General features: G+C 59.2%; 17 protein-coding genes and 1 tRNA gene. 2 read left to right on the top strand and 16 right to left on the bottom strand.

The annotated features are described in order from the left end of the window. Positions 1 to 48: 48 nt before the first annotated feature. From atpE to HMPREF2710_RS07330, 7 genes are all read right to left on the bottom strand, one after another. On the bottom strand, positions 49 to 252 hold the full coding sequence (gene atpE / locus HMPREF2710_RS07300; RefSeq protein ID WP_005506461.1) for an ATP synthase F0 subunit C: 204 nt from the start codon (positions 250 to 252) through the stop codon (positions 49 to 51). Positions 253 to 395: 143 nt separating this feature from the next. Further along, positions 396 to 1,187 carry a F0F1 ATP synthase subunit A gene (gene atpB / locus HMPREF2710_RS07305; protein WP_049347485.1) on the bottom strand — a complete coding sequence of 264 codons (792 nt, stop codon included), beginning with the start codon at positions 1,185 to 1,187 and terminating at the stop codon, positions 396 to 398. Positions 1,188 to 1,298: 111 nt separating this feature from the next. Beyond that, positions 1,299 to 1,559 (bottom strand): hypothetical protein, encoded by a 261-nt coding sequence (locus HMPREF2710_RS07310; RefSeq protein ID WP_012903763.1) that lies wholly within the window; start codon positions 1,557 to 1,559, stop codon positions 1,299 to 1,301. 28 nt (positions 1,560 to 1,587) lie between these two features. Then, positions 1,588 to 2,154 (bottom strand): hypothetical protein, encoded by a 567-nt coding sequence (locus tag HMPREF2710_RS07315; RefSeq protein ID WP_070506656.1) that lies wholly within the window; start codon positions 2,152 to 2,154, stop codon positions 1,588 to 1,590. Beyond that, positions 2,154 to 3,440, bottom strand: a complete 1,287-nt coding sequence (locus HMPREF2710_RS07320) for an MraY family glycosyltransferase (RefSeq protein WP_070600368.1) — start codon at positions 3,438 to 3,440, stop codon at positions 2,154 to 2,156. The genes HMPREF2710_RS07315 and HMPREF2710_RS07320 overlap by 1 nt, the downstream gene beginning before the upstream one ends. A 255-nt stretch (positions 3,441 to 3,695) precedes the next feature. Then, on the bottom strand, positions 3,696 to 5,654 hold the full coding sequence (locus HMPREF2710_RS07325; RefSeq protein ID WP_070600370.1) for a polysaccharide biosynthesis protein: 1,959 nt from the start codon (positions 5,652 to 5,654) through the stop codon (positions 3,696 to 3,698). Further along, the gene (locus HMPREF2710_RS07330) at positions 5,654 to 7,621 is read right to left on the bottom strand and encodes a glycosyltransferase family 2 protein (RefSeq protein WP_070600373.1); all 1,968 of its coding nucleotides are present in this window, start codon (positions 7,619 to 7,621) and stop codon (positions 5,654 to 5,656) included. Before HMPREF2710_RS07330 ends, HMPREF2710_RS07325 begins: the two co-directional genes overlap by 1 nt. 429 nt (positions 7,622 to 8,050) lie before the next feature. Between HMPREF2710_RS07330 and HMPREF2710_RS07335 the strand changes: the two genes are divergently transcribed. After that, positions 8,051 to 9,052, top strand: a complete 1,002-nt coding sequence (locus HMPREF2710_RS07335) for an NAD-dependent epimerase/dehydratase family protein (RefSeq protein WP_012903767.1) — start codon at positions 8,051 to 8,053, stop codon at positions 9,050 to 9,052. 189 nt (positions 9,053 to 9,241) lie between these two features. On the opposite strand, the gene HMPREF2710_RS07340 is transcribed toward HMPREF2710_RS07335, so the two are convergent. From HMPREF2710_RS07340 to argS, 9 genes are all read right to left on the bottom strand, one after another. Beyond that, positions 9,242 to 10,459 (bottom strand): L-threonylcarbamoyladenylate synthase, encoded by a 1,218-nt coding sequence (locus HMPREF2710_RS07340; protein WP_070600375.1) that lies wholly within the window; start codon positions 10,457 to 10,459, stop codon positions 9,242 to 9,244. Positions 10,460 to 10,628: 169 nt separating this feature from the next. Beyond that, positions 10,629 to 11,537, bottom strand: coding sequence for a peptide chain release factor N(5)-glutamine methyltransferase (prmC, locus tag HMPREF2710_RS07345; RefSeq protein ID WP_070600377.1), 909 nt, complete (start codon positions 11,535 to 11,537; stop codon positions 10,629 to 10,631). Between the two features lie 152 nt (positions 11,538 to 11,689). After that, positions 11,690 to 12,772: a peptide chain release factor 1 gene (prfA, locus tag HMPREF2710_RS07350; protein ID WP_005507792.1), complete on the bottom strand. Its 1,083-nt coding sequence runs from the start codon at positions 12,770 to 12,772 to the stop codon at positions 11,690 to 11,692. Positions 12,773 to 12,915: 143 nt separating this feature from the next. After that, complete coding sequence (gene rho / locus HMPREF2710_RS07355; RefSeq protein WP_070593478.1) at positions 12,916 to 15,069, bottom strand: transcription termination factor Rho; 2,154 nt, start codon at positions 15,067 to 15,069, stop codon at positions 12,916 to 12,918. Positions 15,070 to 15,581: 512 nt separating this feature from the next. Then, positions 15,582 to 16,550, bottom strand: a complete 969-nt coding sequence (gene thrB, locus HMPREF2710_RS07360; protein WP_049363912.1) for a homoserine kinase — start codon at positions 16,548 to 16,550, stop codon at positions 15,582 to 15,584. A gap of 123 nt (positions 16,551 to 16,673) precedes the next feature. After that, the gene (gene thrC / locus HMPREF2710_RS07365) at positions 16,674 to 17,774 is read right to left on the bottom strand and encodes a threonine synthase (protein ID WP_044150573.1); all 1,101 of its coding nucleotides are present in this window, start codon (positions 17,772 to 17,774) and stop codon (positions 16,674 to 16,676) included. 156 nt (positions 17,775 to 17,930) lie between these two features. After that, positions 17,931 to 19,220 carry a homoserine dehydrogenase gene (locus tag HMPREF2710_RS07370; RefSeq protein WP_070600379.1) on the bottom strand — a complete coding sequence of 430 codons (1,290 nt, stop codon included), beginning with the start codon at positions 19,218 to 19,220 and terminating at the stop codon, positions 17,931 to 17,933. A 303-nt stretch (positions 19,221 to 19,523) separates the two neighbouring features. Then, the gene (gene lysA / locus HMPREF2710_RS07375) at positions 19,524 to 21,044 is read right to left on the bottom strand and encodes a diaminopimelate decarboxylase (protein ID WP_070600382.1); all 1,521 of its coding nucleotides are present in this window, start codon (positions 21,042 to 21,044) and stop codon (positions 19,524 to 19,526) included. Between the two features lie 82 nt (positions 21,045 to 21,126). Continuing rightward, entirely contained in the window at positions 21,127 to 22,791 is a 1,665-nt protein-coding gene (gene argS / locus HMPREF2710_RS07380; RefSeq protein ID WP_049347504.1) for an arginine--tRNA ligase, read from the bottom strand. Positions 22,792 to 22,866: 75 nt separating this feature from the next. Here argS and HMPREF2710_RS07385 point away from each other — a divergent pair. Next, positions 22,867 to 22,940 (top strand) — tRNA-Arg (locus tag HMPREF2710_RS07385). Positions 22,941 to 23,000: the final 60 nt, after the last annotated feature.

Raw genomic sequence — 23,000 nt, forward strand, 5'->3', positions numbered from 1 at the left:
GGGAATCCTGTTCTATGGGATGGGTCGTTTAGGATGTGGCAGAGCCGGTTACTTGATGAAGACGAGAACCAGGCCCAGAATTGCCAGCGCCTCGACCAGTGCGAAGCCCAGGAACAGCATGGGCTGCAGGGTCTTCTGGGACTCGGGCTGACGAGCAACGCTGGTCATGTATGCCGCGAAGATCAGACCCACGCCGATGCCGCCGCCAATAGCTGCCAGACCGTAGCCAACCGCAGTGATGGAACCAACCATTATTTTTCCTTTCAACAGTGTTCGACCGGGAACATACCCGGACCGAACAGAGTTTGATTTGAGTTAATAGCCCGCACAGTGAACGTGTGGGTTGCTTTATTCACGCCCAATGACGAACGCGAAAACCTAAAAAACTAGAGAGTTTAGTGTCCCTCGGAAACCGAGCCCTGCAGGTACACAGCCAGCAGCAGAGCGAACACATAAGCCTGGATGCACTGAATCATGAATTCCAGGAAGTACAGGAACAGGCCCAGAGCACCGGGAGCAATAGCAGCCAGGTAGCCGATACCACCCAGAGTCTCAACCATGTAGGTCACCATGCTGGATGCAACCATCAGCGCCAGGTGACCACCGAACATGGTCGCGAAGAGACGTAGCGCGTGAGTTGCGGGACGAATCAGCAGGTTCGAGAAGAACTCGATCGGGATCAGGATGGGGTAAATCCACACCGGCAGACCCGAGGGCATGGTGATGTCCTTGAAGAAGCCGCCCAGGCCCTTGCGCTTGATACCAACGCCAACCCAGGTCAGGTACGCTACGCCAGCCAGTGCGTAGGCGCTACCGGGGTGCGAGAAGGTGGGCAACTGAACAAACGGAATCGAACCGTAGAGGTTGTTCACCAGAACGAAGAAGAAGGAGGCGAACAGAATCGGCACGAACGGCTTGTAGTGCTGTACGCCCAGGGTTTCCTTACCGAGGGAGTTACGAGCAAACATGTAGCCGGACTCAGCGATGAACTGAGTCTTGCCGGGAACCATGGCGCGCTTACGTGCTGCGGTGAGGAAGAAGACCGCGATAATCACCACGGACAGCAGAATCAGTACGTTCTGCTTACCGAAAGCGAAATCACCAATGGTGAAGAAGGGTGGCAGATGCATGTCTTCGGGGGTCGGCGGCACATAGGCTTCCGCGAGGATCAACCCGTTCTCGATCAAAGCAAGTCCTTTCTTGCTACTAGTGGCTTCAAGAGCCCATGTCTGCCTATAAACGACTGACATGCTAACTACATGGATGAATGTGTGACCTAGCGGTCCGCGTTCAATGACCTAGCGGTCTTTATTCTGCCTGGTCATATGGGTAAAGACGAGGGTCAAACCTCCGATAGCGCCAATCAAGACACCAACCCACACCAGCCAGGTGGTGGAGAAGACCAGGTCACCGAGGTAACCGATGCCGCCCCACACTGCTATACCGATGATCAGATAGAGAATCGACATGACTGCACCGGAGAGCCCTCCGTCAGACACCAATTCTCCGGTAGTGCGGAGCTTTTTATCTCCGTCCCACCACTTCTTCTCTTCGGCCAAACGTATTTCCTTTCAAACACCAATCGCGTTACCGACCATGGTCTTCCAGATCGGTGTCGAAGTATAGAATTCTCAGTCGTGCGATGCTGACTGTTTCAATAACAATCCACAGAATCACGCCGGTACATGCGCCTGCGAGAGTCCAACCGTGCCTCAGATTCTGGGGGAATGGCACAAACATCAATACCAGACCGAGTAGGGCAATCTTCACGAGGTAGCTCACCACCAGCGATTTGGGTACACCCCAGTCGAAAATGGGAGCAACCAACATAACTAATACGCCCAGAGTGAAGCATATATAGATTATCAGAAAGCCCAATGTTATTCCTAGCGCGCCCACGGGGCCCGCAAACAGGTACGCACTCATCATACCGCCCAACCAAGCCAGCAGAGAGTAAGCCGATACCCTGTAGAACAAAAATTTCCAGGAAAGCTCTTGACTCTCGAAAGAAGAGGCCTTTAAACCTGCTTGAGCACGCTCTCGGCGGCGTTTCTGCTGCTTCTTGCGCTCCGCCGGCGGATACCACAGAACGTCCACCACGCGCCTCCAGAGAGGCTCTGCGGGGGCCTGAGATTTAGGCTGCTCAGAAGCCATTAGTGTTTCTCCCCACGATTCTGATTAGACTGAGTCGAATTAGGCTGCGGCGAAGAAGAGGAAGCAGAAGAAGGACGACCCGCACGATCCTTCACGGAATCCGGCATGATCGGCTCCGGATGCAACGAGGTCGGCTCCACGTTCTCGGGAGTCGCTGGAACGCCAGTTGCCGAGGTCAAAGAGCCGGTAGCAGGCTCCGAAATAGTCTTCTTCTCCTTAGGTGCAGAAGCAAAGCGCTTCGACAGGTCAATCGTGGAGGTAGGTGCCTCGCCGCCAAAGAGCTGCGGCATGCGCAGGTACACGGCGAGCACGGCAAGAGCCACCAGCACCACGCCAACAGCCGCCAGCACGGCACCCGAAGCAAACAAATCAGAGGCAAACGCCAACAGCACCCACACCAGAATGGTCGTACCGGTCACCACGGCGGTCGAGCCAAGGTGGCTGAAACCAACGTCCGTCAGACGCTGATAGGTGTGCGTGCGGTGAGGCTTATACCACTGCTCCCCCGCCATAAAACGACGGAACAGAGTCGTACCCGCGTCCGCCAGATAAGTCATCAGCGGAGCGAAAGCCAGCAGGAACGGAACATCCGCAAACCACGCACCCACAGCCAACGTGCCCAGCGCCGCGCCCAAAACATAAGAACCCGCATCGCCCAAAAACACGTTCTTACCCGGGCGCACATTCCACGGCAGGAACGCCGCAAAAGCACCGGCAACAGCCACACCAGCCAAAGCCAGCCACGGCAGGTTCACCATCCAACCGGTCAGCGCATACGCCAAACCAGCCACCAGACCGTGAGCACCAGAAATGCCGTTAATACCGTCCATAAAATTCGCCACGTTAATGTAGCCGGCAATAAAAATCGCGCCAAGGATCAGCAGCAGAATATTCGTGCCCTGTACCGTCGCAAAGCTCACGCTTACCAGAAGACCAATGACCAGCTGCAGGCCCGCACGACGCACAATGCTCACGCCGCGGATATCCTCAAGCCAGCCCAGGGCAAGAGCACACAGAATCGCTGCGGCAATCGTCACCGCCAGCTGCAAAGACTCAGCAGAACGGTACGTCCAGCCGAACAGGGTAGCCACCACAAACGCCACAAGAGTCGCGGCTGCAGTCGCCAACCCCATACCGCGGTACGTCGGAGCAGTATGCGAAGAACGCTCATTAGGAACATCCACCATGTCGTAGCGGTGCAAAATCGGGCGCACCGCAAACGGCAAAAGGGCACCCAAAACAAAAGCAAGAGCAAAAATACTCAACAGCTCAGAAAAGGAGGTCATACCAGCTCCAAAGCATTGGCGCCGCTCCCCTGGACGCAAACTCCAGAATCGCGGCTGAGGGACGATGTGTGCGTAGTGTGTGTGTTTACTTCGTATTCTATAGAACTCTTCAGTAGCCCGGGACTAAACGGTACAGAATCTCTCCATACGCTCTGCATATTCTGCGTCCTGAAATGTTCTACACCCGAGAAAGAGAAAACACCGGATACCGCACCTGCCACGCAAGTGCAGCATCCGGTGTCATTTCCGTAAAGATTAGAACGTCTGCGCATCCGCCAAAGTACGCGGATCAGGGGCACGCTCCAGGCCATGACGCTCATAGCCGCTGTGCTCCCGATAGTTCTGAATCCACAGCTCGTAATCGAGCTCATCAGGGTCAAGTGCCGGGGCACTCGACCGGGAAATATACCGGTTCTCCTCACTAGGTACCAGCTTCTCGGTACCGCCGAAGAGAGCCTCATCCAGCTTCTCACCCTTGCGAAGACCAATCTCCTTGATCTCCACGTCATACCGCTCATACGCCTGGCGCATCGCCTTCGCAACATCCAGGATCTTGACCGGCTGACCCATATCCAGCACCATGACCTCGCCCGGGCGACCAATCGCACCGGCAAGCATCACCAGCAGGCAGGCATCGGTAATCAGCATGAAGTAACGGGTCGCACGCTTATCCGTCAGAGTAATCGGACCACCCGAAAGAATCTGCTTCGTAAAGAGCGGCTTAATCGAACCGCGCGAACCAAACACATTACCGAAACGAACCGACACGTAGGTGTTGCCGGTCTTCTCACCAAAGTACGCAGTCAGACGCTCCGCCACGCGCTTGGACTGACCCAGCGCAGTCTTCGGATCCGCCGCCTTATCGGTCGAAACGTTCACGAAGGTCTTCACGCCCACCGCCTCCGAGGCACGCAGCACGTTCAAAGTGCCCAGGGAGTTCGTCTTCCACGCCTCCTGCGGGTACGCCTCCAGCGCCGACACATGCTTCAAAGCCGCAGCGTGGAACACCACCTCGGGGCGACGGTCACGGAAAATCTCCAGCAGATTATCGCCCTCACGAATATCAGCCAGAATAATGCGGTCATCATCCAGGCTCGACTCGTGAGTAATCGAAACCTTCGTCTCCATCAGCAGAGTCTCATCATGATCAAGCATCATGAGAGTCTCAGGACCAAACTCGCTAATCTGACGGCACAGCTCCGAACCAATCGAACCGCCCGCACCCGTGACCAGCACGCGCTTACCGTGCAGGTACGAACGCAGAATATCGCGGTCAATATCGTAGTTAATCTCGCCACGAATCACGCGCATCAGGTCGTTATCGCTCGCGGTAATCAGACGCTCACCCATCAGTCGAGCATTCGCGCTACTAATACGCTGAACCTCAACCTTAAGCTTACGCATGCGGTTGCAGAAGGACTCGAAGTAATCCTCCGACATATCCGAAATCGTCACCAGAATCTTACGGGTACCCGACTCACGAATCACCTGCTCCAGCTCACGGTACGTCGTAATCACCGAAATGCCGTGGAACTTCGTACCAGCCTTCAACTGGTCATCATCAAAGACCGCAACCGGGCGAAGCTTCGCATCCTCATCGTGCAGCATCGAATCCATGACCATGCCGCCAATAAAACCGGCACCGTACACAATCACCGGCTCACCGGTCAGCTCACGCACCGCACCACGCTCAGTGTAGACGCGCTTCGCCATGCGAGCGCCCGCCATCATAATCAGGCTAAACGCCGCCGCAATCGCAGGCACGCTATGGGGAATATGCGGCAGACCCAACAGCTCATCCACAAAGGAGAAAGCCGTCAACGCCGCACCCGCGCTCAAAGCAGCCGCGCCGGCACGCCACGACTCGTCAAACGAACCGTACGAATACACGCCGTTATAAATCTTCACGCCCGCCAGACCAATGACCAGGTGCAGAACCACAGCCAACGTAGCGGTCATCGTCAACGACGCCGGGTGAATAATATCGAACACCGAACCGTTACTGAGCAGCACACTATAGCGGAGCATGTACGCGAACAAAACCGACAGAACCCAGGCACTCGAATCAATCAGCGCCTGCGCAATCAGCCACCACGGCTTACGCTCATACAGGCGGTTCACCAGCATCGTGCCAGAGTCACCCTCCGTCACCATCGTGCCGCGCTGGGCCGCCTTCTGCATCACCACATGAGCGTGAGGTTTCAACTGAGCCACTACATGCCTCCTTCAGATGCGGTACCAGAAGAACGAGAAGAAGCACGAGCCGTCAAAGACGACAACGCACGAAACGCCAAACGGCGCGCCTGCTCAGGAACAAAACGGTACACACTGCGCACCGCCATATTCTGAGCCCACTGAAGCTTAGAAATACCGTGACCGGTGTACAGTCGACGCTGAATCGCCACATCCTGCAACCAGGCGTCCACTCCCCCGCGCTTCGTGTACGCGCCCGCACCCACGCGGTAACGCACCAGAGCCTCGGGGATATTACCCAGACGATAGCCGGCATCGCGCAGACGCATCCACAGCCACCAATCCTCAGCGCCGGGCACGAACTCGTAACCGCCCAGCTGCTGCACGGCGCCCTTCACGAACGCCACGGACGGGTGATAAATCGGGTTGCGCGAATCCATCGCGCGCAGCAGACGCTCGGAACCAACAATCGCCTCGCGGGTCGACTCCACCGCAGTATTGCTCTCATTCACCTCAAGCATGGCAGAGCCCAGCACCGTGTAGCCGCCCTGCACCAGGGCAGGAATCAGACGCGCAAAACGAGTCGGCTCAGACAGATCATCAGAATCAGCACGAGCCACCAGCTCATAGGCGCACGCCTGCAGACCGGCGTTCAGCGCCTCCGCCAAACCAACATTCTGAGCCAGATCCACCACCTGAATCGGCGGGCAATCCAGGTTCTTGGCACGCTGAACCCAGCGATCCACCACGGCATCCAGCTCGGGGGTCAGCGGACCATCCTTCACCAAAACCAGCTCGGAAGGACGCACCGTCTGGTTCAGAAGATTCGACTCCAACGCCTGATCCAGATAGGCGGGGTTCTCCTTCGCGTACACGCTCATCAGCACCGAGAAATCGGGTACAGAGCTCACGCAACCGCGCGCCTTCTCAGAATCAGCGGGACTCTCAGCGGATGCAGGCACGCCGTAGCGGCCCGGGAAAGTCAACGGGTAAATACCCTCAAGCACCTGAGCATTCGGGCGAGGCGCACGCAAACCATCACGCACACCATTGAGGAAATACCCCAGGTAGGTGCGGCGGTCATCAGTACGCAGAACAGTAGAAATCCACAGGCGCGCCGACGAGCCACCGTACAGCAGCTTCTCCAGCGGGTTCAGAGTACGCGAACGAGTAAAGACCCACAGCTTATTGCGCACATCGTTATAGAAACGCGGGCCCGGGTCAGCGTTCGTCGTACCAAACGTCTTCGTGTGGTGCTTAGCCACAGAAGACGGCACCGCAATGCCGTCACGGTGATGAATCAGACGAGTCGAAAACTCGAAGTCATCATTCCAAATGAAGAACTCAGCAATCGGTAAACCACCGTTACGGCGAATAGCCTGCGCATCCATCAGAATCGACACGAACGAGGCGCTACGAATCGGGCGGGCACCCACAGCCTGCGCACGAGCATGACGCTGCTGACCCGCCGCAAACATCGTGCGCGGAGTGTTCATCGGGTGGTCCTCGCCGTTCGTCCACACCACACGAGATGCCACCACCGCGGGGCGCTGCGAAGGCACCGGCGAATAGTTCAGCCAGGCGGCAACCGCCTCCGACAGGGTATTCTCGGTTGGCTCGGTGTCATCATCCATAACCCACACCAGGTCCGGGTTGTGGCGTTCCAGGGCACGGTCAATGCCCACCGCAAAGCCGCCAGCACCACCCATGTTCTTCTCCAGGCGGATGCAATCCACCGGCAGCTCATAGTCCAGGGCGCGCAAATACTCGGCAGTACCGTCCGTGGAGGCGTTATCAACGATCACCACCGCCGCAGGCACACGCTCACCAGAAGCGATACCAGCGAGGGTCTTCGGCAGCAGGTCCTCACGGTTATAAGTCACCACCACGGCGACCGTGCGGGGATACTCGTTCAAAGAATCGTGAGAAGAAGACTGATCGGAAGAAGGCTGGACAAAAACGGTCACGTCGCTGTACTTTTCTGCCATAAGTTCTCCCTCCGCGGCGCGATGCGCCTGAATCAGCCGGTACGCGATATACCCATACCGTACTGGGCGCTTCTGGTGTTTCTCGCGCCCGCGGCATTCAACCGTGTGGATATATCACTCAAAGAAAATATTCTACCTGCGGTCTCCACTAGAGAGTGAACCATCACCCCAAAAGGCGCACTTTATGACAAATAAACAACCGAATTCAGTTGATTTATCCGCATAGCGGACGTACCGGCACACCCAGTTTTGGGTATCCATCAAGCTACCAGCTTCACAGCCTGTGTTTGCGCTGTGCACCCCGTGCGAAAAAACGACCAGAGACCGAATAAAACCCCACAAATTCCCCATAAACTGTTCAAATATGGGAAAGTTGAAATGACCCCATTTTTCCCCGCAACGTACGCGGGCTCGTGAGAGGTAAAAGAGATGTCCGAATCCAAGTGGAAAGTCATTGGCGCCAGCGGCTTCGTTGGTTCCTCCATCGTCGCGCGTCTGAACGCAGAAGGTATCAGCGTCGACCCCATCGAGGCACCTCGACTCGCAACCCGCGCCCTCGACGTAGACAGCATCATCGACGAAGCAGACCAGCTTGAAGGCATCATCGACTCCCTCGCAGAAGCCTTCGCCGGCGCGCAGGTCGTCGTCAACGCGGCGGGCCTCGCAGCACCCAATATGCAAGATCTGCCCCCGCTCGTCGGCGCAAACGCCCTGCTTCCCGCCGTAATCGCCATCGCCGCGCAGCGCACCGGCGTGCGCCGCGTCATCCACCTCTCCTCCGCAGCAGTACAGGGCCCGCGCCTCGTGCTAGATGCTTCCGAAGAGACCAACCCGTTCAGCGCCTACTCCTTCTCCAAGGCACTCGGCGAAGAAGCGCTGCTCGACCTGCAGGACTACTTCCTCGAAGAGCACCCCGACTGCGCACCCGAACTGTGCATCCTTCGCGCAACCAGCGTGCAGGGCCGCGGCCGACGCACCACCGAACTCTTCGCCAAGATGGCCTCCTCCCCCTTCGCATCCGTTGCGGGTGCAGGCACCGGCAAGTCCCCGGTTTCCAGCGTGCACGCCCTCGCAGAATTCGTGGTCATGCTCGGCACCTTCCCCGGCGAGCTACCCACCATCGTGCTGCAGCCCTGGGAAGGCGCAACCGTCGCCTCCGCATCCGTGGATGCTGGTCGCCGCCACCCGCACCGCCTGCCCGAGTGGCTCTGCCGCGCGGCCGTCAAGGCGGGCTACACCGTCTCCGAACTAATGAACGACAAGTTCGCAGGATCCGTACGTAAGGTCGAGGTCATGTGGTTCGGCCAGGGCATCGACGACTCCTGGGCACGTGACAACAACCTTCTGCCCACCCCGCGCGTGCGTGAAGTACTGCGCAACGCCCACACCGCGCTGGGTAAGAAGAAGGACCGCCGCTTCGAGAAGAACTAGGTAGCGCGCGTGCTCTCCTAAAGGTGCACGACCTGAGGCAGGCAGCCTGATGTATGCAGCCTAGGGGCGCATAACCTAGAGGACTCATAACGAAAGGGAACCCCCGATATATCTGAACGATATATCGGGGGTTCCCTATACGTTTTTATGCTCCGAGATTTATACCCGAGCGCTATAACCCGCAGAGGTTTAGAGGTGGTCCTCCGGGGCATCCTTCTGCTCGGTCTTTGCCTCAGCTTCAGTCTTGGTAGCCTCAGTCTTAGCGTCTTCAGCCTTAGCTTCTGCCGGCTTAGCCTCGCTCTGAGCGGGTGCACTCTGAGCGGCAGTCTCAATCTTCGACTCGCCAAAGACCAGCGCGCGAGCAGTATCAGCAGGAACCGGGTGGGTCTGCGGCTCATCCGCACGAACCGGCTTCGGAGTGTTGTCACGGTAGCCGCGCGAACGCTCCTGATCCACGCCAGTGCTGAAAGCAGAAGACAGAGCCGAAGTAGCGCCCAGCAGAGACGCAGCGACAGAACCGGCAACCGGTGCCGAAGCGCGACGAGCAGGCTCACCGCTCACAGTGTGGGTGCTGTCCCACTGCTCGTACGCCTCATCCAGGTCAGCCTGCTCATCCAGAGCACGCTCAGAAGGAGTCGACTCAGACGGCGCAGAAGAAGCAGTCTCAGCTTCCTCAACCTTACGAGCTGCCTGCTCGTCAGCCTCCGCACGAGTCAGAATGGTCGGAACGACCTCACGCAGCTCCTCCACCGAAATCGCACCCTCACGAACCACCACGTAGGGGAAGGAAGTGCAATCCAGAATCGTCGACGGTGCCGGGTCACGCTCAGTCACCACAACCACGCCGTCCTCATTCGGCTCAGACTCAAGCGGCTTAGGACGAACGCCACCGTCAATAACCACGGCAACATCCTCACCCAGCGAATCCATGGCGGTCTGTGCGTCCAGTGCGGCTTCCTGACCGGTCTTGTTCGCGCTAGAAACCGCCAGCGGACCGTGCTCAGTCAGCAGCTTTAGGGCGAACTCGTCATCGGGAACACGCACGGCAACAGTGCCGCGAGTCTCGCCCAAATCCCAGCTCAGCGACGGGTACGCGTGAAGAATCATAGTCAGCGCGCCAGGCCAGAAGCGACCACCCAGATCGTAAATATCGTCCGGAACGTCGTCGACCACGCCAGCGAGCGCAGCAAGATCAAAGATCAGCACGGGCGGCGGCATGGTGCGGTCGCGGCCCTTATCTGCCAGCAGCTTGGCAACGCCCTGATGCGAGAAAGCATCGGCGGCAATACCGTAGACGGTATCGGTGGGCATCACAATCGTGTCGTGCGCCTTCAGCGCCTCGCGGGCAGCTTCAATGGCCTCGCGGGTCTCAGTTTCAGTCGTTACGGGGTACAGCTTTGCAGTCACGGGTTTTATTCTCTCATGTTTTTCTGGATGCGGCGAGACACCGGCACCCACAACGCGCCATGTGGAAGCACTCTTCCGGGGGTTCACCATATCTCACCGGCTCTGAGCAGGTTGAGGAGGTGGACGCGTTGCCTTCACGCAGCCCGGCACGAGCTAGATGGTGCATCTACTAGTCTAAAGGCTCTAATGGGCGCGGTTTATAACCGACGCTATGACGCGGACGATTATTCAGGTCACGCACCGGGTAGCAACCCTCGAAGCCGATGCGCCCCAGCAGTTCGGCGACGGCTTCTTCCTGGGTGTCGTCGTGCTCCATGATGAACAGGCCGCCGGGGGTAAGAAGCTCGAAGGCGCGGGCGGCAATTGCGGAGGGCATCTGCATGCCGTCCTCTCCCCCTCCGTACAGTGCCATGTCCGGGTCGTGCAGGGCGGCTTCCGGGTCGGCGGGTACGTTCGCCGGCGGAATGTACGGAGGGTTCGAGAGTACTGCGTCGAAGGTTCCGGCAAGTTCGGGCAGGGCGGTGAGAGCGTCCCCCTGTACCAGGTGCACGCCGAGCGGCTCCAGGTTTTTACGGGTGTAGGGGATGGCGTCTTCGGAGAGTTCCACCGCGAACACCTGGGCGTTCGGCAGTTCGCTCTTGATTGCCGCGGCGATAGCGCCGGAGCCGGTGCACAGGTCGACGATGCGCAGCGCACCGGTTGCCGAATCGGTGCGTGTGTTCAGCGCTTTGAGGGCTTCTTCGACGAGCAGTTCGGTTTCGGGTCGGGGTACGAACACGCCCGGTCCGACTGCCAGTTCTAGGCGGTAGAAGGGAGCGGAGCCGGTGATGTGTTGCAGCGGTTCGCGGCAGACGCGGCGGGCGACTAGCGCCTCGTACTCTGCGACCTGGTCGGGGGTGAGCCGTTCCCCCATCAGCGCGGCGTGCTGGAGGCGCGAGCGTGAGCCGTCGTAGAGCAGGTGCGCGGCGAGTAGCTCAGCATCGACGCGGGGGCTGGGCACCTGCGCCAGTGCCGCGGTGGCGCGCGTGAGTACCTGCGCGAGTTCTTCCCCGCGCGGGTCGTGCACATTCACCTTCATGAGCTCTCCTTACGCTCTCTCAACAGCTCAAAACCTGTCACAGCATATGGCTAAGGGGCTCCACCGCCGTAGCGGCGAGCCCCTCACCAACATCTCACGTCGATTCAGTGAATCGACAAGAGTCTATATACAGAACCTACGTCTGCACAGAACTACTTCTGTTCCTGGCCCACCTGAGCGAGGCGGTGCGCCTCATCCATCTCAATAGCGGACTGAACCACAGGCTCCAGGTCACCATTCAGTACAGCATCCAGGTTGTACGCCTTGTAGCCGGTACGGTGATCCGCAATGCGGTTCTCTGGGAAATTGTAGGTACGGATACGCTCCGAACGGTCCATGGTACGCACCTGCGAAGCACGGTGCGCCGCGTTCTCAGCGTCAATCTGCTCCTGCTGGTGAGCCAGCAGTCGCGCACGCAGAACGCGCATCGCGGCTTCACGGTTCTGCAGCTGAGACTTCTCATTCTGCATCGCCACCACAATACCGGTCGGCAGGTGGGTAATACGCACCGCCGAGTCAGTGGTGTTCACAGACTGGCCACCGGGGCCCGAAGAACGGTACACGTCAATCTTCAGGTCGTTCTGGTTAATCTCGATTTCCTCGGGCTCATCCACTTCGGGGAACACCAACACACCGGCGGCGGAAGTGTGAATACGGCCCTGAGACTCAGTCGCCGGAACACGCTGCACACGGTGCACACCACCCTCATACTTCAGGTGCGCCCACACGCCCTCAGCCGGCTCATTCGAGGAGCCCTTAATAGCAATCTGGGCATCCTTATAACCGCCCACGTCAGTGCTGGTCGAAGAAATAATCTCAGTCTTCCAGCCCTTGTGCTCGGCGTAACGCATGTACATGCGCAGCAGGTCACCAGCAAACAGAGCCGCCTCGTCACCACCGGCACCAGCCTTCACCTCAAGAATGACGTTACGGCCATCATCCGGGTCACGCGGAATCAGCAGGCGGCGCAGCTTCTCCTGAGCAACCTCCAGCTCCTCCTCCAGACCGGGAATCTCCGCCGCGAAATCCGGATCCTCATCAGCCATCTCGCGAGCAGCCTCAAGGTCATCCTTCAGCGAAGTGTACTTGTTGTACGCAGTCACAATACCGGTCAGCTCCGCGTAACGGCGGCCCACACGGCGTGCCTTACCCTGATTCGCCTGCACGGCGGGGTCAGCCAGCTGATTCTGCAGGTCAGCGTGCTCATCCAGCAGAACCTGAATAGATTCAAACATTCTGTTCTCTCTTCCATCTCCCGCACTTTACGCCGCACGGGCAGGCACTAGACATCTCACACCCCTCACAACGGGGATGCACAAAACGAACGGCTCACGCGCCCCACCCACAATGAGGAGGTGGGGCGCGTGAGATACGAGCCTTAGTCGACCAGACGCAGACCGTTCTTCTGAACCGTCAGAAGGAACTCCACGTTGCTTTCAGTCTTACGCAGCTGGTTGGTCAGAACACCCAGAGCCTGCTCGGGTTCCATACCCGCCAGGGCACGGCGCAGACCCCACATAATCTTGATCTCATCCGGGGAGAGCAGGTTCTCCTCGCGGCGAGTACCAGAAGCATTAATATCAACCGCCGGGAAGATACGCTTATCCGCCAGCTGACGGGACAGGCGCAGCTCCATGTTACCGGTGCCCTTGAACTCTTCGAAGATCACTTCATCCATCTTCGAACCGGTCTCAACCAGCGCGGTAGCCAGAATGGTCAGCGAGCCGCCCTCTTCAATGTTGCGGGCAGCACCGAAGAACTTCTTCGGCGGGTACAGTGCAGCAGAATCCACACCACCGGACAGGATACGACCGGATGCGGGAGCCGCCAGGTTGTATGCGCGGCCCAGGCGGGTCATGGAGTCCAGCAGCACGACCACATCGTAGCCGAGCTCCACCATACGCTTCGCACGCTCAATAGCCAGCTCAGCCACAGTGGTGTGATCCTCAGCCGGGCGGTCGAAGGTCGAGGCAATAACCTCACCCTTGACGGTGCGCTGCATATCGGTCACTTCTTCAGGACGCTCATCCACCAGGACCATCATCAGGTACACGTCCGGGTTGTTCACAGTAATCGCGTTCGCAATGGACTGCAGCATGAGGGTCTTACCCGCCTTCGGCGGGGACACAATCAGACCACGCTGACCCTTACCAATCGGGGACACCAGGTCCACCACGCGGGTGCCCAGCTTCTTCGGGGTGGTCTCCAGGCGCAGACGCTCCTTGGGGTACAGCGGAGTCAGCTTCGAGAACACGCGGCGGTTCGCTGCTTCCTCAACACTCTGACCGTTAATCGCCTCAACCTGGACCAGGGCGTTGAAACGCTGGCGGCTGTTCGACTCACCCTCACGCGGCACACGAATCGCGCCGAGCACGTGGTCACCCTTACGCAGGTTGTACTTCTTCACCTGAGCCAGGGAGACGTACACGTCGTTGGTGCCGGGCAGGTAGCCGGTGGTACGCACGAAAGCGTAGTTGTCGAGAATGTCCAGAACACCCGAAATCGGTGCCAGCACATCGTCTTCGCTCAGGCGAGGCTCGTTCTCCTCGCGGCGGCGAGCCTGCTTCTCAGCACGCTCAGCCTGACGGTCACGCTTAGAACGGCGCTCAGTACGCTCGGCACGCTCTGCGCGTTCTGCACGCTCAGCAGCCTTACGCTCGGCACGTTCGCTACGCTCAGTGTTGCGCTCTGCACGCTCTGCGTTACGCTCACGCTTAGTGCGACGCTCGGTGCGCTCGCCATCCTGGTCGCGGCGACGCTCACGGGTGCGGGTACGCTTCGAGCTCTTCTCACCGTCGGGGGTGCCAAAAGTCATGTCCAGGGCAGCGTTCAGGCTGTCCAGGCTCGCGGTGCCGTCAGCGGTAGTAGCCTTCAGCTCAGCAGAGTTACCGGGCAGGTCAACCTGCTCCGCACGCTCGCCAATACGCTCAGCAGCCAGCTCAGCGCGCACATCCAGCGGAGGAAGCTCAGCGGGCTTCTCGTCCTTACGGGTGCGGGTGCGGCGGGTACGCTTCTCCGGCTTCTCGTTATTCTCAGTCTTCTCGGACTGCTCAGCCGATGCGTCCTCACCCTCAGCGGCACGGCGAGCGCGCGCACGCTTCTGAGCGGGAGTCTCGTAACGGGAAGAGCGGGTACGCTTCTCAGACTTTTCAGCCTTCTCAGCGCCCTCGGCGGGAGCCTCAGCAGACTCAGCGTTTTCGGTCTTCTCAGCCTTCTCCGCCTTCGCCTCAGCATCCTTCTGGGTGCGAGTACGACGGGTACGGCGAGGCTTAGACTCCTCAGCCTTCTCAGTAGCGGGGGTCTGGGCAGACTCAGCGGGAGTCTCAGCCTTGGGCTCAGCAGGAGCGGCTACGGCGCCACCACGCTGATGCTCCTCAAGAGCCTGAACCAGCTCAGCCTTCTTCAACTTCAGATAGCCGCGGATGCCAAGCTGCTGGGCGAGGACACGCAGCTGCGCGACCTTCAAGTTTGCAAGTTCCGGTGCGGCAGCTGCCGTACCGTACTCATCGGTGACAACAATATTCTTTGCCAACTACAATTCCTTTGGTTATAAGCCCTGAAAATCTTCAGAATAAAGATCGGGCGGGCGCTATAGCGCGGTCAAAGGTTTAGACACTGCCGAAAGAAAACAGCAGTCTGCACCTTCGACTCCCTCGAACCGCGCTGGAGGCGGTTCGCGTCTCTTACCGTACCCGCTGATTCAGACACAGCGAGCACACACGGAAGATAAGGCGCTCTATCACAAATGTGGGTAAGCCCAAACCATCATCTATACAAACCATCTACGCGAGATGAAGAGGATGGATTGGTCACTTTGAAAGGGCACCCGCCGCGAAACCGAACCCTCAGAACAGTCTTCCTTATGCGTCAGAAATAAAGAAAGACATGAATCCCAAAGGCACTCCCCCGAACCTTGCCGGTTCCCGCTCAGACACAAAAAGCATCTGAGGCATCAGGGGAAACGGAAGTACGTTACGAAGGATAGTATCGACGGTCTACATTGAACGACGGGCGAACCTCAACGTAGGACGAACTAATAACGTCCTACTGAGTAACTATAACACCTTCAGTGTCAATTTCAAGGGGAAGAACCCGCCAGTTCAGGCGGCGATCCGCAATAACGCTACTAGGGTGGGTCGCCTCAAACTCGGCAATAGCGTCCTGAACCTGTCGCACCTGCTCATCGCCGTGGGCAAAGGTCAAAACGGTCGGGCCAGCACCAGAAATCACCGCCGCAAAACCCTGACCGCGCAGGTACGCAACCAGCGTAGCCGACGGTTCCATCGCGGTCACGCGGTACCCCTGATGCAGGTAATCCACGGTCGCATCCATCAGGTACTCGGGAGTATCAGAGAGGGTGCGCACCAGCAGCGCCGCACGAGCCGAGTTCGCCGCCGCCTCAACGTGGGGCATCTGCGCAGGAATCAGCGAACGGGCAAGCTTCGTCGACACCTCATAATCGGGCACAGCCACCACAGGGTGAACGTCAGGATGCACCGGAATAATCACGGTCTTCCAGTTACCCATCTCGCCCCAAGACACCGACAGGTTGCCGTAAATCGCCGGAGCTACGTTATCCGGGTGGCCCTCCATATCGGAGGCGACCTGCAGCATCTGCTCACGGCTCAGACGGTGCTCCTCCGGCAGCAGACCGCTCGCCGCAGCCACACCCGCCACAATAGCGGACGCCGAAGAACCCATACCGCGAGAATGCGGAATCTTATTATCAGCAATCAGCTTCACCGGCGGCAGCTCATCCAAACCAGCCGCCGCAAAACCGGCCTTCATCGCCTGCAAGACCAGGTGGCTCTCATCGCGAGGAACATCCGCGCTACCCTCACCGCTGAGCTCAAACTCCAGGCCGGACTCAATGCGCTCAACAACCAGCTCATCATAGAAGCCAAGGCCCAAACCCATGCTGTCATAGCCGGGACCCAGGTTAGCGCTCGTAGCGGGAACGCGAACCTTAACGGACGCGCCCACCGGAATATCAGAAATATGCAGGGAAGACATGAGAAGAACCTCGCGATCGGTGACGTAATGAGTGAATAGGTGAAAGATACAAAAAGGGGCTGTCATGCAGGTGCACCCCGCCCCGCAAACACGGGACGGAGTGCACATCGTAGTATGAACAGACTAGTTCAAATCAAGAATATCTGCCACAGCAACCACGTCGAAGGGAGCCTTAGTCGGCTCAACCTTCACACCGTTAACAGCCTCAAGAGCCCACTGGGGGTCCTTCAGACCGTGACCGGTCACGGTAATCACGATGGTCTTACCCTCGGGAGCTTCACCTGCGCGGTGCTTCTTCAGCAGACCCGCAACGCCAGCAGCCGAAGCCGGCTCCACGAAGACACCCTCGCGGGCAGACAGCCAGCGGTGCGCCTCCAGAATCTCCTCATCGGTGACAGCCTCAATCACGCCGCCGGACTCGTCACGAGCAGCTTCAGCCTTCTCCCACGACGCGGGGTTACCGATACGGATTGCGGTCGCAATGGTCTCAGGAGCCTCAATCGGGTGACCAGCAACGATCGGTGCAGCACCAGCAGCCTGGAAGCCCCACATAATCGGACGCTTGGTCGCAACCGGCTCCAGCACCTTACCGTCACGGTTGGTGTAAGGCTCCGAGTACTCCTTGTAGCCCTTCCAGTACGCGGTGATGTTACCCGCATTGCCAACCGGCAGCAGGTGGTAATCGGGAGCGTCACCCAGGGTGTCAACAACCTCAAACGAACCGGTCTTCTGACCCTCAATACGGTAAGGGTTAACCGAGTTCACCAGGAACACCGGGTAGTTCTCGCTGAGCTTGCGAGCAATCTCCAGGCAGTTATCGAAGTTGCCGTCAATCTGAATGATGTCAGCACCGTGAGCAATAGCCTGAGACAGCTTACCCATGGAAATCTTGCCGTCCGGAACCAGCACTGCACAGCGCATACCAGCCTGCAGAGCGTACGCAGCAGCCGAAGCGGAAGTGTTACCGGTCGAAGCACACACAACAGCCTTCGCACCGTCACGCTTAGCGGCGGTCATCGCACTGGTCATGCCGCGGTCCTTGAACGAACCGGTCGGGTTCATACCCTCAAACTTCAGGTAAACGGTGTTACCGGTCTCAGCAGACAGTGCCGGCGCGTGAATCAGCGGGGTACCGCCCTCGCCCAGGGTCACAGCCTTCACATCGTCTGCGAAGGGCAGACGGTCACGGTACTCATTGATAACGCCCTGCCACACGTGTGCCATTGGCTTCTCCTTCAATCTTGGCGCCCCGCCCGCCGAACCTTCCGTAGGTTCGGCGCGGTAGCGGGTACGCGGGTTCGTTCGTGAGCGATGCTTCTACACGCGAGCATCGCACGTTTAGTGAGCGGCGCGTGCCGCACATCAGTTAGCGCTAAGCGCCTAGTGCTTCTCAGACTCCACGCGGATGACCGAGTTCACCTCACGCACAGTGTCCAGAGCGTCAATCACAGCAATCGCACGGCGCAAATCAGCGTCCTTCGCAGAGTGGGTGACCATACGAATCTGAGCCACACCCTCCTTCGGGGCGGACTGGCGCAGAGAATCAACAGAAATGCCGTGCTCAGTCAGGATGCGGGTAATGTTCGCCAGAACACCCAGGCGATCCTCTACCAGAACACCCACCGAGTAGCGAGACACCACGTTATCCAGGCTAGTTGCGTGCAACTGAGCGTGAGAAGTCTCCGGAACACCGGGACCGCCCAACACCAGACGACGAGCCAGGGACACGAAGTCACCCAGAACAGCCGAAGCAGTCGGAGCGCCACCTGCACCGGGGCCGTAGAACATCAGCTCGCCGGCGTTCTCCGCCTCAACGAACACAGCGTTGAACGCACCGTGCACACCAGCCAGCGGGTGCTGACGAGGAATCAGAGTCGGGTTCACGCGAATGTTCGCGCCGTTCTCACCCTCGCGCTCGCAAATAGCCAGCAGCTTGATGACGTAACCATCAGCATCCGCGGCAGCAACATCATCAGCGGTGATGGAAGTAATGCCCTCGGTGTGCACATCATCAATAGTGAAAGTCGAGTGGAACGCCAGCGAAGCAACAATCGCAGCCTTCGATGCGGCGTCGTGGCCCTCAACGTCAGCGGTCGGGTCAGCCTCCGCGTAGCCGAGCTTCTGAGCCTCAGCCAGTGCATCCGCGAAGGATGCGCCGGTGGTGTCCATCTGGTCAAGAATGTAGTTGGTGGTGCCGTTCATAATGCCCAGAACGCGGGTCACACGGTCACCAGCCAGAGAGTCGCGCAGGGGGCGCAGAATCGGGATAGCGCCCGCAACAGCAGCCTCATAGGAAAGCTGAGCACCGGACTTATCAGCGGCCGCCTGCAGCTCCACGCCGTGCTTAGCCAGTAGCGCCTTGTTACCGGAGACCACCGACTTACCAGCCTCCAGAGCACGCAGAATACGAGTGCGAGCCGGCTCAATGCCACCAGTCAGCTCGATGACCACATCCGCCGCATCAATCAGGGATTCAGCGTCGGTGGTGTACAGCGAGGGGTCCGCATTCCAGTGGCGGGATGCATTAGTATCGCGCACAGCAATACCGATCAACTCCACGGGGGCGCCAATGCGCTTTTCAAGGACGGCGTTATCCTCTACCAGGATGCGAGCAGCCTGGGAACCGACATTACCGGCACCAAGCAGTGCTACTTTGATCTTTTCAGCCACGATAGTCTCTTTCTACGGTCTGTTCCGGGTTCGCCCCGGTATCTCTTCGGGCTACGGCGTGGATGCGGCGCAGAGCACGCACTCAACAACCACTTTATCAAGAGCCGGGGACGGCTCAGCAGCCTCAAGCTGCGACTTTTACTCTCTGAGACGAGGTATCCCTCACAGTGATGAGGTGAACCTTAGTGTCTGCAGAGTTTTGAGCACTCAAAACCGTGAAGACCCCGCCCGCAACCGCCACCTCACGGCGTCCATTGCCAGAAACGGGAACTTCACGGCTTTTCATGATGTCAGACAGGGTTCTTAGATTTCCGACCCCATATCCAGCGCCAACATATCCTCCTCACGCTGACGGCGAATCATCATGCGAGAAGGCTTACCCTCAGCAGTGGCAATCACCGGCGGGCGAGTCAAGAAGTTATAGTTCGAACCCAGCACATAGCAGTACGCGCCGGTCGCCGGAACCGCCAGAATATCGCCAGCCTGCAGGTCAGCGGGCAGGTAGCAGTAGCGCACCACCACATCGCCAGACTCGCAGTGCTTACCCACCACGCGAGAGAGCACCTGCTCCCCCGCCGGAGCACGATTCGCCAGGGTCACCGAATAATCCGATTCGTACAGCACCGGGCGGGCGTTATCGCTCATACCGCCGTCCACCGAAACGTAGCGGCGCACACGGATCTCGCCGTTCTCATCCTCAATGCTCACGTTCTTAATGGTGCCCACCGTGTACAGGGTCGCACCCGAAGGACCGGAAATGGAACGGCCCGGCTCGAACGACATGTGCGGAATCGCCATGCCCAGGCGCTCACAGGTCGCCGCGACGGAAGCGGCAATCGACTCGGTCACCTCGGTAATGGAGCGGGGGTGATCCGCCTCGGTGTAGCCGATGCCGTAGCCACCACCCAGGTCCAGCTCCGGCAGGGTCACGCCCAGGTCACGGTTGAGACGGTTCATGAACTCCAGGGCGGTAGTAGCCGCCTGCTCGAAGCCCTCCGCCTCAAAAATCTGCGAACCAATATGGCAGTGAATACCGCGGAAATCCAGGGAATCGGTCGCATTCAGAATCGCGGCAGCCAGAGCCGCGTAAGAATCGGTAGCCTCAACACCCCAGTGTTCCAGCTCCTCCTCGTCCAAACCGGCGAGCGCGGCGGTGCCGGGCTGTAGGGACATGCCGAACTTCTGATCCTCGTGTGCGGTCGCAATGGACTCGTGGGTCGAGGCATGCACGCCGGGGGTGATGCGAATCAGCACCGGAACCGGAGCGTAGGGTTCCTCGCCCTCAGCCACACGCTCGGCGGCAAGCTCGGCGTACACGCGCTCAATGAGCTTGAGCTCGTCCACCGAGTCAGCCACCACGCGGCCCAGGCCGTTACGGATCGCGCGGGCAATCTCAGCCTCCGACTTGTTGTTACCGTGCAGGGCGATGTTCGCACCGGGCACCTGTGCGCGCAGAGCCAACGCCAACTCACCACCGGAGGCGGTATCCAGGCACAGGCCCTCCTCGGTCGCCCAGCGCGCCACGGCAGTGGACAGGAACGACTTACCGGCGTAGTAGACGCTTACCTTCGCACCGTGCGCGGCGAAAGCCTGCTCAAAAGCGGTGCGGTAGGCGCGGGCGCGGGTACGGAAGGTCGTCTCGGAGAAGACGTACTGCGGGGTTTCGTGCTCATCAACCAGGTCGCTGACGGTCACGCCATCAATGCAGAGCTCGCCCTGCTCATTGCGGGTGAAGGAGTCAGTCCAGATGGTGCGGGACAGGGTCTCGGGGTGCTCGGGGTAGGTGAGCCATTCGGGGGCGTAGAGGGCGCGGGCTTCGCTCATCGTGTCTCTTTCTTAGCTATCTTGCCGGCATACGTTCAACCCCCGCCCCAGTAGCACCGGGTCGGGGGTTGAAACGAGAGTATTACATGCGCTCGGGTGCGCTCACACCCAGCAGGTTCAGGCCGTTAGCCAGCACCTGCTGTGCCGCGTTGTTCAGCAGCAGGCGGGTACGGTGCAGGTCGGTGACCTCTTCATCCGCCTTGGGGGCGACGCGGGAAACGCCGTACCAGCTGTGGTATGCCGAAGCGAGCTGCTCCAGGTAGCGGTTCACGCGGTGCGGCTCGTAGAACTTCGCGGCGTCACGCACGGCAGCCGGGAACTGACCGAGTACAGCCAGCAGCTCGCCGTCAGCAGCCGAGTCGAGCAGGGAGGTGTCCACGCCGTCCTCGACCTTCACGCCAGCCTCCGCGGCGTTGCGTGCCACAGCGGCGGTGCGTGCGTGAGCGTACTGCACGTAGTAGACCGGGTTCTCGTTGCTCTTGGAGGTCAGCAGGCCCAGGTCAATGTCGATGGGGGTGTCCACCGAGTAGCGGGTCAGCTCGTAGCGTGCCGCGTCAACGCCAACAGCCTCGACCAGGTCCTCGAGGGTGACCACGGTGCCGGCACGCTTGGACATGCGGACGGGCTTGCCGTCCTTGACCAGGTTCACCAGCTGACCGATCATGACCTCAATCTGGTCGGCGCGGTAACCAAGAATCTGGGCGATAGCCTTCAGACGGCCCACGTAGCCGCTGTGGTCAGCGCCGAGCATATAAATCGCCACGTCAGCGGGGTTTACTGCACGGGTCATCTTGTCCTGGTAGTAGGCGATATCACCCGCCACGTAGGCGTGGTTACCGTCAGACTTAATGACCACGCGGTCCTTGTCGTCGCCGTAGTCGGTGGTGCGCATCCACCATGCGCCGTCAGCCTCGAAGAGCTGACCGTTCTCGCGCATAGCGTCGAGCAGGGCGTCCACCTTGCCGCCTTCGAACACGGAGTTCTCGTGGAAGAACACGTCGAAGTGAGTACCGAATGCCGCCAGGGACTCCTTGATCTGATCGAACATCAGGTGAGTACCGATTTCGCGGAAAATCTCTTCGGGGTTCTCAGCCTCAAGCGCGTCGGGGCGCTGAGCCAGAATCTGGTCCTTAATGTCAACAATGTACGCGCCAGCGTAGCCGTCCTCGGGGGTCTCCTCACCGCGAGCAGCGGCAATCAGGGAGCGCACGAAACGGTCAATCTGGGTACCGTGGTCGTTGAAGTAGTATTCACGCACGACGTTAGCGCCCTCAGCCTCAAGGACGCGGGCGAGCGCATCACCGACGGCAGCCCAGCGGGTGCCACCCAGGTGGATGGGGCCGGTGGGGTTCGCGGAAACGAACTCAAGGTTAATGGTCTTACCAGCGAACTTGTCGCTGCGGCCGTATGCTTCACCAGCCTCAACGATGGTGGCGGCAAGCTCACCAGCAGCTGCGGCGTCCAGGGTGATGTTCAGGAAGCCGGGGCCAGCAATATCTACGGATGCAACACCGGCGATGGCGCCAATCTTCTCTGCCAGAAGAGCTGCTACCTCACGCGGGTTCTTGCCCACCTTCTTGGCGAGCTGCAGAGCGACGTTAGTTGCCCAGTCGCCGTGTTCGCGGGACTTGGGGCGCTCTACTCGGACGGCGGGCAGTTCAGCGCCCTCCACGAGGGTCAGCTGGCCGGAGGAAATGGTTTCTTCAAGGGCAAGCGCAATGGCTTCAGAGAGTTCTTCAGGAGTCATAACAAACTATTCTAGCAAGCCTTGGCGGGTGCCTGACCGTATTATCTAGCGCATATCTGATACCATGGTGGGGTTGCCTCTGTAGCTCAGCGGATTAGAGCACCAGTTTCCGGTACTGGGGGTCGAAGGTTCGAATCCTTTCAGGGGCACGATGTTCTTATTCGAGAGGGAACACGGGAGCCGATATCCGAGGCGTATTGTTCGGGTAT

The sequence above is a fragment of the Rothia sp. HMSC069D01 genome (genome assembly GCF_001810135.1).
In the GTDB taxonomy this organism is placed as follows: domain Bacteria; phylum Actinomycetota; class Actinomycetes; order Actinomycetales; family Micrococcaceae; genus Rothia.